The following is a 12,161-nucleotide window of genomic DNA, read 5'->3' on the forward strand; positions in this document are numbered from 1 at the left end:
GGCAGATCAATTAAGAGGCTTCAACATTATTAATTATTTCTTACCTGCAAATGCTTCATAAGGATCCGCATTATCATCTACAATGTAACCTAAAACTTCTTCAGCATTTGGCCCCATAAATTTACCACCATAAGCCGAATGAACATCATAGCCATCAACTTTCGATTTCGCCATTCCAACAAAATGAACGTCTTCCTCTCTGCTACTGATTTGTCTAATACTTGTTTCTAATAAATCAATATCAAATAATGCGTTACCTGTAGACAGTAAGCGGCGATTAGTAATTTCACCACTCACTTTTTTATTCGCAAAGTCAGCATTTAAAGATAATTTACCTTCACTATTCGCACCAAATGAAACACCTGAATAATGATAAACGCCTATTGTCGGCAAGTTCTCAAATTTAGTACTTAAATCAAAGTTACTTATATCATCTGCTGAAGCACGTTCATCAATAACACGCCCATATCGATCTGTTTTAACATTTTTTGGCAAAACATAACCAATAGCAGAATACGTTTGGTTATATCATGCCATTTCCAAGATCCTTTTCAACAACCCCTATATTTTCAGAAGCTAAATCAATAGTTACCCCTTCAACATTTATTTGTTTTAATGCTTTCACTTGCTCTTTTAAATCACGTCTAACTCCAACTAAAGAATTCTACAAATCTGGAGAAGCGCTTTCAGACCTCGTGGAACTTGGCTTTGAATTACTTTTATTTGTCGAAGAAGAGGAACCACCGCCACTACAAGCAGTTAAAGCTAAACCTAAAGTAGTTACTAATAATAATTTTTTCATTTGTATATTTTTCTATAGAAAATACTCTATAATTCTATCATATCTATAAAAGAACAGCCACTACGAATTATGTGATTAACGTCACAAAATATAAAAAAATATTGTTAATTTCTCCTCTATCTACTTGCGAAAATTCAAAGCCTTTATATTCAAATATTGTAGCTTAATTTTTAGTCTTGTAGCCCCTATCTTCCTTAACATTTCCGTTTAAATCTCTCCGTACTTTACGTTATCAAGACATCTGTTATGCTATAGATTAACAATTTTCAATAGGTTTTTTCTCGCTTATTATGGAGATATATCCAGTAAGTGGTTTAGTTAATCTCGCCATTTCAGCCCTTTTAGTTATATGATACATATAACTAAATGTATAACTAAAATTCACGGCTGTAAACGTATGAATACGAAAGAACACGTAAGAAAAAAGAATGAAAAAGGGCGATAAAGCTAGTAGAATCAAGGCTTGAGAGTAAGAATACGTAAAAAACGAAAGAGTAGAAAAGTTAAGTTGGTCCCCCCTACCGGACTTGAACCAGTGACCAAGCGATTATGAGTCGCCTGCTCTAACCGACTGAGCTAAGGGGGGATTAAGAAATGAGGTTGGATTATAGGAAAATTTTGGGTGTTCGTCTAGCGTTAGGCGAACACCCGCATAAAAAATATACTCGCTATAAATTGTGCTTTATTCAGATCGCCAAATGAGACTTGCCATACGTCCTGTCTGCTTATCTCTTCGGTAAGAGAAAAAGCGTTCTTGTTCAGTAAAAGTACAATGCTCTCCACCGGAAATTTCAGTAATACCAAGTTTATTCAATCGCTGTTGAGCAATTTGGTAAAGATTTCCTAAAAATTTACCGCTTGTTGTCGGGTCCGCAATAAATGCCTGCTCGGCTTGCGGATCAAACGCACAGAACTGCTCAATCACTTCTTTGCCGACTTGGAATTTAGTTGGGCCAATTGCCGGCCCAAACCATGCACAAATGTCCGCTGGTGAACAAGCAAATTCAGCAACTGTATTTTCTAATACGCCATCGCATAAACCTCGCCATCCGGCATGAGCGGCAGCCACTTCTTGTCCGTCTTTACTAAAGAAAAGTACCGGCAAACAATCTGCCGTCATCACTAAGCAAACCTGATTCGGTTGGTCGGTATAAACCGCATCTGCTTCTAAATTATCGCCGTCATACGGTAGGCGAATCACACGAGTACTGTGTGTTTGCGTTAAAAAGAGTGGAAAATGTGGTAAGCCAAACGGATCTACCAATAACTGACGATTTTGTTGCACATCCTTAGGATTATCACCGACATGATCACCTAAATTAAAGCTATCAAAAGGAGTTTGGCTGACGCCGCCTGTTCTGACGGTAGTAAAGGCACGAATGTGTTCCGGTGCATGCCAATTTGGCGTAATGTTTTTCATTGCAAAATTTTCTCTAAAAATGACCGCTTATTTGCGTACCGCAATCGCTTCAATCTCTAAACCAACATCTTTTGGTAAACGAGCGACTTCAACACATGAGCGAGTCGGAAATGACGGATGATTATTTTCATGGAAAAATGCTTTATACTCTGCATTCACTGCTGCAAAATCATTTAAGTCTTTCACAAAAACCGTTGTTTTCACGATATCCGCTACGCTTAAACCGGCTTGCTCAATAATTGCCTTAACATTTTCTAATGATTGACGCGCTTGTTGGGTAATCTCGGCAGGGATTTCGCCTGTTTGCGGATTAACCGGAATTTGCCCTGATGTTAAAACAAGATTACCTAAATCAACCGCTTGTACGTATGGGCCAATTGCCGCAGGGGCTTTTTCTGTATGAATAACTTTAGTCATAGTGAATTCCTTCTTTTAGTAATGAAAAATAGTACGTTTAATGATAATATCTCCCACCTTTTATTTCTACCCCTAATCTCAAGAGAAATAGTATGAGCATTAATGTTACTGAAATCGTCCTTCATCAGATTCACCAAACCGAAGGTGAAACACCGGAGTTAAATACGGTACTTCGCGACAATCTACTTGCCATCAGTCCTGAAGTGGAGCAAATGATGTTGCTGCTTCACCAAGCCTATCAAAGTAAAGCAAAGGCTTACGGCGTATTTAAAAATGAATCTATTTTTGCTCAGCAACTTAATCGCTTATTAGAACAGGAAACTGATTTTCTGCCGTTCAGTCATAGTTGTGCCAAAATGCTCTCTAGTGAATTAGCCAAATATCCTTTTGCATCGGGCGGAACCTTTATCCTTTGCCGTTATAACTTTTTAGCCACTGATTATTTATTTATCGCATTGATTGATAGCCGTACCTCAATGTTAGTCGACGATCAATTAGACATAAAACGCACCGAATATTTGGATATTACTCAGTATGATATCGCTTGCCGCATTAATCTGACTGAATTAAAAATCAATGCGCAATCAAACCGCTATCTCACCTTTATTAAAGGGCGAGTTGGACGAAAAATTGCGGACTTCTTTATGGATTTTCTCAGTGCGGAAGAAGGTTTAAATCCCCAGTTACAAAATCAAACGCTTTTACAAGCGGTGAGTGATTATTGTGATCAAGGGGAATTATCTGCACCACAAACTCGTGAAGTAAAAAAACAAGTATTCGAATATTGTAAAGGACAAATTAATAGCGGTGAAGAAATCACATTAAGCGAATTATCCGAAACGCTGCCGACACTAAACGAAGTGAATTTTGCGCAATTTACACAAGAACAAGAATACGGACTCGAAGAAAATATTCCACCGGTACGTAATGCGTTAAAAACCTTAACGAAATACTCAGGGTCAGGTAAAGGAGTAACAATCAGTTTTAATGCGGAATTACTCGGCGAACGTTTAATTTGGGATGAACTAAACGATACATTGACAATCAAAGGTTTACCGGCAAATTTGCGTGATCAATTGGAACGCAATAAGTAATGGAAAATTTTTATTAGTTTGGGTATTATCTATCCAATCATTCTGAACAATTCAAAGGTCAATAAATATTATGAAAATGAAATCTCTTTTAGCTATCGTTTTGCTTGCTGTAGGTGTAACTTCTTGTTCTACCGTAAAAAAAGTTGTGTATCGCATCGATGTTCCACAAGGCAATTATTTAGAACAAGACAAAATTGATCAAGTAAAAATCGGCATGAACAAAACACAAGTGCAATATTTACTCGGTACGCCGCTGCTACAAGACGTATTTGCACAAAACCGCTGGGGTTACGTTTTCATTAAACGTGAAGGTTATAACGATCCTATTCAACATACTCTGTTTGTTTACTTCGATAATCAGGGGTTAGTAAGCGATATCAAATTAGACAAACCAATTGAAGCTACTAAAGCGGAATAATTTAATTAGCCCACATTTTGTGGGCTCTTTTATATCTGAAACCAATCATCAATATTTTTAATCCTTTAGCTTGTCATTAGTTTTTGTACGAAATGATTACCCCTACTATCAAATCGTCAGTTTTAACCTGTTTTTTGCGCATTTTTTCTGTTGGCAATCATAAAAAATCAAACAAAGAACACTTTTTAATCAATTAACCAAATTTTTGTAATTTATTTGATAAATTTTTCTAATTTCACCTTTTCAAATTAAAAAATGCTTGCTAGACTCCAAGACATAGCAAAACACAACTAATTTCTAACCAAATTTCAAATACAACAGGAGTACTTTATGAGCGACTTAAACGCATTGTTCCAAAAAATCAAACAACGTGATCCTAACCAAGCACCATTCCACCAAGCAGTGGAAGAGGTTTTCGGTTCATTAGCACCATTCCTTGCAAAAAATCCACAATATACTCAACAAGGTATCTTAGAACGTATTGTTGAGCCTGAGCGTGTTATTACTTTCCGTGTAACTTGGGTTGATGATAAAGGTCAAGTGCAAGTAAACCGTGGTTACCGTGTTCAAATGAACTCTGCGATTGGTCCTTATAAAGGTGGTATTCGTTTCCATCCGACAGTTGACTTAGGTGTTTTAAAATTCCTCGCATTTGAACAAGTCTTCAAAAATGCATTAACTACATTACCGATGGGTGGTGGTAAAGGCGGTTCGGATTTCGATCCCAAAGGTAAATCAGACGCAGAGGTAATGCGTTTCTGCCAAGCATTTATGACTGAATTATCTCGTCACATTGGTGCAGACACTGACGTACCTGCAGGTGACATCGGTGTAGGTGGTCGTGAAATCGGCTATATGTACGGTCAATACAAAAAATTACGTAATGAATTTACTTCGGTATTAACCGGTAAAAGTCTAACTTGGGGCGGTAGCTTAATTCGTCCGGAAGCAACTGGTTACGGTGCGGTTTACTTTGCAGATGCAATGTTAGCAACCAAATGTCAAGGTTTTGAAGGCAAACGAGTTGTTATTTCAGGCTCAGGTAATGTAGCACAATATGCTGCAGAAAAAGCAATCCAAAAAGGTGCGAAAGTTTTAACCGTATCTGACTCAAACGGTTATGTATTATTCCCTGATTCAGGTATGACTGAAAAACAATTAGCAGATTTATTAGTACTGAAAAACGAACGTCGTGAACGTTTATCAGTGTATGCTAAAGAACAAGGCATCCAATACTTTGAAGGTCAAAAACCATGGGGCGTGAAATGTGATATTGCGCTTCCGTGTGCAACACAAAATGAATTAGACGGTGAAGCAGCAAAAGAATTAGTGAAAAACGGTTGTTTCTGTGTAGCTGAAGGTGCAAATATGCCAACTACACTTGAAGGTGTTGAAGTATTTATCGCTGCGAAAATCCTTTACGCACCAGGTAAAGCGGCAAACGCAGGTGGTGTAGCGACTTCAGGTTTAGAAATGAGCCAAAACGCAATTCGTTTATCTTGGACTCGTGAAGAAGTTGATCAACGTCTCTTCAATATCATGGCAGCAATTCATGAAAACTGTGTAGAAAACGGCACAGAAGCGGACAGTTTCGTAAACTACGTAAATGGCGCAAACATTGCAGGCTTCAAAAAAGTGGCAACTGCAATGTTAGAACAAGGTATCGTATAACGCTCCTTAAAATAAGTCCTCTTCGGAGGGTTTATTTTTTGTGCAAAACAAAAGATTTATGTTATGCTGCGCCAAACAGACATAGGAATAAATACAATGCGAAAAATTTTATTTACCTTGATTTGTGCAGCTTTATGCCACACCAGTTTTGCAAATTCTGCTGAAAATCCGACCGCTTATACGGAATACGCCAAATACAAAATCTCCGCTACCGATATGAAAATCTTGGTTCGCCAGTTAAATAATATTGAACAATGCCTTTTCCCCGATCTTGCAAAACCGAATTACCAACAAATCTATGACAATTGGTCTGTTGCCGAAAGCATGACGATGCTCTATTTCCAGCAAAATTTATTAAAAGAGTTAATTGGCGAACACAATGCTCAATTGATCGAAAAAGACGAATCCTCACGTCTTTACTTTGAGCAAATGCATGAAAAATATAACCACCAAAAAGCTAATGTGGATAAATCTCGCTGCGAAGAGTTCAAACCAATCTACGCTCAAATCAAACAGCAAATTGAATACTCAATACCGCAGTGTATAAATAAGCTTTCTTAGTTATTTCACATAGCTACAATTCGACTCTGGTACACGACTTCGTTAGGAGTCGTATCTCCCTTTTTCATTTCGCAGTGCTATAATAGGGACGCTAAAAAGCCTTGAGCCGTAAGGGTTCAAGGCTTTTTTCTTACTAAAAAATCGCTTTAAAACAGTAAAAGTTGGTTCGAGTTCACCTTTTTTTCTTGCAATTTTTTCTCGCCAACTAGAATTTCCATATTGGCGAATTGTTTTTCAGTAATAGAAATGCAACGAATCGAACCCTCTTCAGGCAAATGTTCTACTAATCTTTTGTGATGTTTTTCCATTGAGTCCCGCCCTCGAATAATTCGGGTGTAAATCGAAAGTTGCAACATTTGGTAACCATCTTTCAGCAAAAACTGCCGAAATTGATTAGCCGCTCGCATTTTGTCTTTGGTTGTTACAGGTAAATCAAATAATACAATCATACGCATAAACACATTCTCACTCATATTGATGCTCCGCAAGCGGTAGAATTTCAGGAAGTTTTAACAAATCTGCATTTCGTTGTATTAGCGCAGATTGGAATGAACTTATGGTTCGCTCAATAGCAGTTAAGGTATTCACTTTTTCTTGTTTAAATAAAAGCTGATAATTCAATACCTTAATTAAGCGATGCTTTAAAATAGGCGATAAATTGAATGTCAACTTATCTTCATTCGCAAGTTGTACCACTAATAAATCTACTAACGGACGAAATGGCTCAATAAAATCATCTGCAAGAGTAAATGCATTCAGTTCACTGCGATGAAATAAACCGATTTGGGGTAGCCAACCATATAATACAAGCGCACGAGCAACCGCAGAACGCATTACGGTATAACCATAATTCAAGGCACTATTGACCATATTCTCATCTTCGGTACGTTTGAACCCTTTACCAAATAGAGTTTGAAAATAAATTACCGCACTTTGTGCTTCCAAGTTCTCTTTATCACCCGACTTCACTTTCTCTGCCATTTTAGACAAGCGGTCGGATTCTGCTTGAAATTTGCAAATATTCAATACTGCCGCTTGATTACGAATTTTCTGTTGCACAATTTTCTGCCAAATCTGCTTCTTTTGTGGCAAGCTAGCTTCTAGATGTAATTTCAAGGTTTTGAGCTGTCGATGATATTGATTAAATGGTAGCCACTGCCCGCAAGGTAAAAACTGTTCATCACAAGTTAAAAACGTAATGCCGTATAAGCCAAAAGCAGATAATAAGGGAACCGTAATCACCGTTTCCCGACTATCCACCACTACAATCGCAATATCTTCCAACGGTACAGTAAATTCATTTCCGTCTTGTTGAATCAGCATCTGATTTTTTTGCAAAGAAAGTTTTCCACCCTTGCTAATTAAAATACTACGCCAAGTCATAATTTCTTCCTTAAATACAAAAAATCCCCACGCTCAAAGAGTGTAGGGATTAAATTAACGTACATGTTGTCGTTTAGTTGGGCGACAAGGACGGATATTTTTACCGAGTTCATCGACTTGGTATTTTTCAAATGACAATGCTAATTTAACACCGACACGGTAGATACCTTGTTTTCCCTTAGATTTCTCTAAATCGTGTTCTTTGATAACAATAGCCCCAGTTGCACGATCTAAACCACCGTAATAACCCCAAAATGCTTCTTTTTTTCAATTTTACTTTTACTAAGTCATTTGCGTACATCGTAAATATAAATTGATAGCTACTATCCATTTCAAGCCAATCAATTTCATCAACCCCCGCTGTTACAGCCTTATTCGGTAAAATCCTTTTCGCTACTTGCCACTTATAAATCGGCACAAGGAAATATTTTCCAGCTTTGGTAAAGACATCAACTCGGACCATTGAAGTATTATCCGCAACGCCATTACCATCACGCACTAGTACACCAGATTTCTGTGTTTGTTCCACCCGAACCGCTTTGACTACCGTACCGCCTTTTTTATGGAACGGTTCGGCAAAAGCTTTTGCTGGATCATTACCAAATTGTTCTAAATGGGCTTTTAAGGATTGGTACAATGCATCTTCACGCTCACGATTAACCATTCGTTCTAAATCGCTCAATTTAAGTTGTGTTAAAGGTACTTTTAAGACACTTAAACCTTCATCTAAACGTTTAGCTGATTTCACAGTTTCCATATGCCCTTTCCCCGTCATTTTGCGAGTTGGCATTCTCGACACAAATAACGGCTGAACAAATTCGTGATTATATTGCGGATACCCCGGCAAGCGATTTTCGAGTCCTAATTTCGGATTTTCACTAAAAATGCGAATTTCCACATTTTCTCTAAAAAATGCCCAAGGGCTTGGGAAATGAAGCGGTTTTAATGAAATTATTAAAATGGCAAAAGATGCGAATAAACCGGTTACACCTGGGGTATATGGACATTTAGGGCTTGTTTTATTAAAGTAAGGGAAAACAGCAGAAGCACAAAATGCCTTTATTCAAGAGCAATAATTGTTCCCTGAAAGCAAAACATTCATGCAATATTTACAACGTAAGAAATAAGGATAAGTAAAATGAAAAAGTTATTAATGTTACTTTCAGGTATTTTGCTCTTATCTGGATGTGCTAATCAACAGATGCCTTCTTATGATTACAGCGCCTTGAAAGAAGGTAAGCCAAAGTCAATATTGGTTGTACTACCTGTAAATAATTCTGTAGATGTTAAGGCAGATACAAGTGTGCTAGCGAGAGCGACTTATCCTTTAGCGGAATTAGGCTATTATATTTATCCTGTATCACTTATGGATGAAGTATTTAAACAAAATGGTTTAACGGACGGTAATGCAATTCGAAGTGCGAATATTAAGAAAATATATGATATTTTCGGTGCCGATAGTATTTTATACATAAATGTGGATAAATACGGTACAAGCTATAAAGTTTTCGATAGTGTTACAGAAGTAGAATTGGAAGGGAAATTAGTTGATCTTAAAACAGGTAAAACACTTTGAGAAGGTACAGGTCGTTTTGCTGAAGGATCTACACATAGTAATGACGGCGCTTTAGTTGCGTTAGTTACAGCAGCTGTTAGTCAAGTGATAGATACAACAAAAGATAAAGGCTATGAAGTTTCAGCTTCCGCAATGAGTTCTTTGATTCATTTAGGAAGAAATGATGGATTATTAGTTGGTCCTCGCCATCCTTCGTATGGAAAACCAGAAGTTAAAAAATAGTTGTATATTATATAAGCTCTTAGTGCACTAAGAGCTTATATTAGCTTAGTCTAACTAAGTTAATACCGATTATTTTTATGCGTACTATTGCATAACACGTCAATATCTTTTAGAATCCAAACGCTTGCCCTCTAATTAATTTAGATTTGGGCTTGATAAATTTTAGTCTTCTGCTCAGCAGTCGATTTCAGAGTAAAACTTACAAGAAGGAATAATACTATTAAACCTGTAAAACGTGTTCAGTCGAATCGCGCACATCGTCTTAATGATGAAATTCGTGGCGTGAAGGAAGTTCGCCTAACTGATGAAAATGGTGAACAAGTTGGTATCGTATCAATTCAAGATGCTTTGGCGAGAGCGGAAGATGCTGAATTAGATTTAGTTGAAATCAGCCCTAATGCAGAACCGCCGGTTTGTCGTATTATGAACTACGGTAAGTTTATCTACGAAAAAGAAAAAGCGGCAAAAGAGCAGAAGAAAAAGCAGAAAGTCGTACAAATTAAGGAAATTAAATTTCGTCCTGGTACAGACGATGGCGATTATCAAATTAAATTACGTAGCATTTTGCGTTTCTTAGAAGACGGCGATAAAGTTAAAATTACCGTTCGTTTCCGTGGTCGTGAAATGGCACACCAAGATATCGGTTTAGATGTTTTAGAACGTGTTAAAACAGATACGGCTGAAGTGGCAGTAGTTGAATCAGCGCCGGGCAAACTTGAAGGCCGCCAAGCGGTAATGGTTATTGCACCGAAGAAAAAATAATTTATTCTTGCATAAAACGGGCGAATCCTATAGAATCCGTCCGTTTTCTCTTTTGTAAAAAGAGAAACAAAAGCGATCTACAGGCACATTTCGCAGCCTGATTTGCTTTTTAAGCTGCAAAGCTTATGAGCGGTAACGCTCTTTCGAGATAATTAGCGCTTTCCAAGTAAAAATATGATTAGCAATAATCGCATTTTTCGCCTAATTGTTGTGTATTATGTAAAACAATGCGGAGTTTATAAAACAATGCCTAAAATTAAAACAGTACGTGGTGCTGCTAAGCGTTTCAAGAAAACAGCTTCAGGCGGTTTCAAACGTAAACAATCTCACTTACGTCATATTTTGACTAAGAAAACCACTAAACGTAAACGTCACTTACGCCACAAATTAATGGTAGCGAAAGCAGACCAAGTATTAGTAGTAGCGTGCTTACCATACGCATAAGCGTTGAGTCAAGTTAAAACGTACTTTAGTGAATTTTAGTTAATTATATACATTAGGAGATTTAATAATGGCTCGTGTAAAACGTGGTGTTATTGCAAGAGCACGCCATAAGAAAGTTCTTAAGGCTGCTAAAGGTTATTATGGTGCGCGTTCACGTGTTTATCGCGTTGCGTTCCAAGCTGTAATTAAAGCTGGTCAATATGCTTACCGTGACCGTCGTCAACGTAAACGTCAATTCCGTCAATTATGGATTGCACGTATCAACGCTGCAGCACGTCAAAACGGTTTATCTTACAGCAAATTCATCAATGGCTTGAAAAAAGCTTCTGTTGAAATCGACCGTAAGATTTTAGCTGACATCGCTGTATTCGACAAAGTTGCATTCGCAGCTTTAGTTGAAAAAGCAAAATCTGCTCTTTAATTTTAAAAAATAGAGATTAGGACGCCTTCGGGCGTCCTTTTTTATATAATGCGTAAATTAATCATTATTCGAGGGCATTCAGGCTCAGGTAAATCGACATTTGCTAAGCAAAAAATAGCGGAGTTTAAGCAGTGCTTTCCGTCCGGTAAAGTTTTTCATATTGAGAATGACCAATTTCTATATGAAAACGGCGAATATATTTGGAAAAAAGAAAGATTCCAATCCGCAAAAATATTAGCTGAACAGAAATTAGCATTGGCTTGGCAGTTTGCAGAAATGTATTTTCAGATGCCGATTTTAATTATAATAAGTAATGTGAATCTGAGTTTGCAAGCGGTCGAAAAATACCAAAATATTGCAAATTCATTACAGATGAAGATAGAAAAGTATCGTTTGATGAATTTCTTTAAGAATCAACATCATGTTGATATTTCTACGGCATTGAGTATGTATTTGGCATTAGAACAGCAGCCGTTAGATAACGAAATTATCATTAAACCAATCAAGAAAATGCCTTATTTGATGCGTATAATATTAGAAAAAATGCGTAAGCGTAGGGATAAAAAAGACATACAAGCGGTCTAATTTTCGCTTATTTTTACAAAGAGGAAAAATAATGAAAAAAGTCATGTTACTTGCGCTGCCTTTCGTTGTAGCGGCTTGTTCGGCACCGGAGCAGCAAAGTACGGTTCCGATGGATATGCAAGCAGTCGCGGAATACCAACAGCGTGTGGCAAGCGGCAATACCGTTTCGGAAAAACAGAAGCGACGTGTTGCTCAGCAAATAGAACCAGACGAACCGCTTAATCAAAGCGATAAGCGTCCGAAAGTAGTCAGACAGGTTGTAAGAGATCCGGTGATTTATCCTAGCATTGGCATTGGTTACGGTTATCACAGACATCGTCATCACTGGTAATAAAAAAGCTCCGATTATGATCTGCCCCCCAAAAGTTGGACTAAACCTCCAACT

At 37.5% G+C, this 12,161-nt stretch carries 15 protein-coding genes, 1 tRNA gene and 1 pseudogene; 10 read left to right on the plus strand and 7 right to left on the minus strand.

Translation table 11 applies throughout. The features are described 5' to 3' along the window. Window positions 1-33: 33 nt before the first annotated feature. From HMPREF0027_RS12640 to HMPREF0027_RS06935, 4 genes are all read right to left on the minus strand, one after another. The gene (locus HMPREF0027_RS12640) at window positions 34-495 is read right to left on the minus strand and encodes a factor H binding protein domain-containing protein (protein ID WP_005623448.1); all 462 of its coding nucleotides are present in this window, start codon (window positions 493-495) and stop codon (window positions 34-36) included. A gap of 816 nt (window positions 496-1,311) precedes the next feature. After that, window positions 1,312-1,388: transfer RNA gene (locus tag HMPREF0027_RS06925), tRNA-Ile, on the minus strand. Window positions 1,389-1,484: 96 nt separating this feature from the next. Then, window positions 1,485-2,222: a peptidoglycan editing factor PgeF gene (pgeF, locus tag HMPREF0027_RS06930; protein ID WP_005623449.1), complete on the minus strand. Its 738-nt coding sequence runs from the start codon at window positions 2,220-2,222 to the stop codon at window positions 1,485-1,487. A 27-nt stretch (window positions 2,223-2,249) separates the two neighbouring features. Further along, window positions 2,250-2,639 carry a RidA family protein gene (locus tag HMPREF0027_RS06935; protein WP_005623451.1) on the minus strand — a complete coding sequence of 130 codons (390 nt, stop codon included), beginning with the start codon at window positions 2,637-2,639 and terminating at the stop codon, window positions 2,250-2,252. Between the two features lie 92 nt (window positions 2,640-2,731). Between HMPREF0027_RS06935 and yejK the strand changes: the two genes are divergently transcribed. From yejK to HMPREF0027_RS06955, 4 genes are all read left to right on the plus strand, one after another. Next, entirely contained in the window at window positions 2,732-3,733 is a 1,002-nt protein-coding gene (yejK, locus tag HMPREF0027_RS06940) for a nucleoid-associated protein YejK (RefSeq protein WP_005623453.1), read from the plus strand. Window positions 3,734-3,803: 70 nt separating this feature from the next. After that, window positions 3,804-4,151 carry an outer membrane protein assembly factor BamE gene (bamE, locus tag HMPREF0027_RS06945; protein ID WP_005623456.1) on the plus strand — a complete coding sequence of 116 codons (348 nt, stop codon included), beginning with the start codon at window positions 3,804-3,806 and terminating at the stop codon, window positions 4,149-4,151. 330 nt (window positions 4,152-4,481) lie between these two features. Then, complete coding sequence (gene gdhA, locus HMPREF0027_RS06950; RefSeq protein ID WP_005623458.1) at window positions 4,482-5,822, plus strand: NADP-specific glutamate dehydrogenase; 1,341 nt, start codon at window positions 4,482-4,484, stop codon at window positions 5,820-5,822. Between the two features lie 96 nt (window positions 5,823-5,918). Then, complete coding sequence (locus HMPREF0027_RS06955) at window positions 5,919-6,383, plus strand: DUF5358 family protein (protein WP_044024348.1); 465 nt, start codon at window positions 5,919-5,921, stop codon at window positions 6,381-6,383. A 146-nt stretch (window positions 6,384-6,529) separates the two neighbouring features. On the opposite strand, the gene cas2 is transcribed toward HMPREF0027_RS06955, so the two are convergent. The 3 genes from cas2 to HMPREF0027_RS06970 all read right to left on the minus strand — a co-directional run bounded on the left by cas2 (window position 6,530) and on the right by HMPREF0027_RS06970 (window position 8,664). After that, window positions 6,530-6,856 (minus strand): CRISPR-associated endonuclease Cas2, encoded by a 327-nt coding sequence (gene cas2, locus HMPREF0027_RS06960; protein WP_005623462.1) that lies wholly within the window; start codon window positions 6,854-6,856, stop codon window positions 6,530-6,532. Continuing rightward, window positions 6,849-7,766, minus strand: coding sequence for a type II CRISPR-associated endonuclease Cas1 (gene cas1 / locus HMPREF0027_RS06965; RefSeq protein WP_005623464.1), 918 nt, complete (start codon window positions 7,764-7,766; stop codon window positions 6,849-6,851). Before cas1 ends, cas2 begins: the two co-directional genes overlap by 8 nt. 178 nt (window positions 7,767-7,944) lie before the next feature. Then, complete coding sequence (locus HMPREF0027_RS06970) at window positions 7,945-8,664, minus strand: hypothetical protein (protein ID WP_005623466.1); 720 nt, start codon at window positions 8,662-8,664, stop codon at window positions 7,945-7,947. A 240-nt stretch (window positions 8,665-8,904) separates the two neighbouring features. Between HMPREF0027_RS06970 and HMPREF0027_RS06975 the strand changes: the two are divergent. From HMPREF0027_RS06975 to HMPREF0027_RS07000, 6 genes and pseudogenes are all read left to right on the plus strand, one after another. Further along, window positions 8,905-9,564, plus strand: a pseudogene (locus HMPREF0027_RS06975) (DUF799 domain-containing protein). Between the two features lie 219 nt (window positions 9,565-9,783). After that, window positions 9,784-10,326, plus strand: a complete 543-nt coding sequence (gene infC, locus HMPREF0027_RS06980) for a translation initiation factor IF-3 (RefSeq protein WP_081456961.1) — start codon at window positions 9,784-9,786, stop codon at window positions 10,324-10,326. Between the two features lie 246 nt (window positions 10,327-10,572). Continuing rightward, window positions 10,573-10,770 (plus strand): 50S ribosomal protein L35, encoded by a 198-nt coding sequence (gene rpmI, locus HMPREF0027_RS06985; protein ID WP_044024350.1) that lies wholly within the window; start codon window positions 10,573-10,575, stop codon window positions 10,768-10,770. Window positions 10,771-10,837: 67 nt separating this feature from the next. Continuing rightward, a complete protein-coding gene (rplT, locus tag HMPREF0027_RS06990; RefSeq protein WP_005596075.1) occupies window positions 10,838-11,191 on the plus strand; it encodes a 50S ribosomal protein L20 in 354 nt (117 codons plus the stop codon). Between the two features lie 48 nt (window positions 11,192-11,239). Further along, window positions 11,240-11,776 (plus strand): hypothetical protein, encoded by a 537-nt coding sequence (locus HMPREF0027_RS06995; RefSeq protein ID WP_005623477.1) that lies wholly within the window; start codon window positions 11,240-11,242, stop codon window positions 11,774-11,776. A 31-nt stretch (window positions 11,777-11,807) separates the two neighbouring features. After that, window positions 11,808-12,107 carry a hypothetical protein gene (locus HMPREF0027_RS07000; protein ID WP_005623479.1) on the plus strand — a complete coding sequence of 100 codons (300 nt, stop codon included), beginning with the start codon at window positions 11,808-11,810 and terminating at the stop codon, window positions 12,105-12,107. Window positions 12,108-12,161: the final 54 nt, after the last annotated feature.

The sequence above is a fragment of the Actinobacillus ureae ATCC 25976 genome (genome assembly GCF_000188255.1).
GTDB lineage: Bacteria > Pseudomonadota > Gammaproteobacteria > Enterobacterales > Pasteurellaceae > Actinobacillus > Actinobacillus ureae.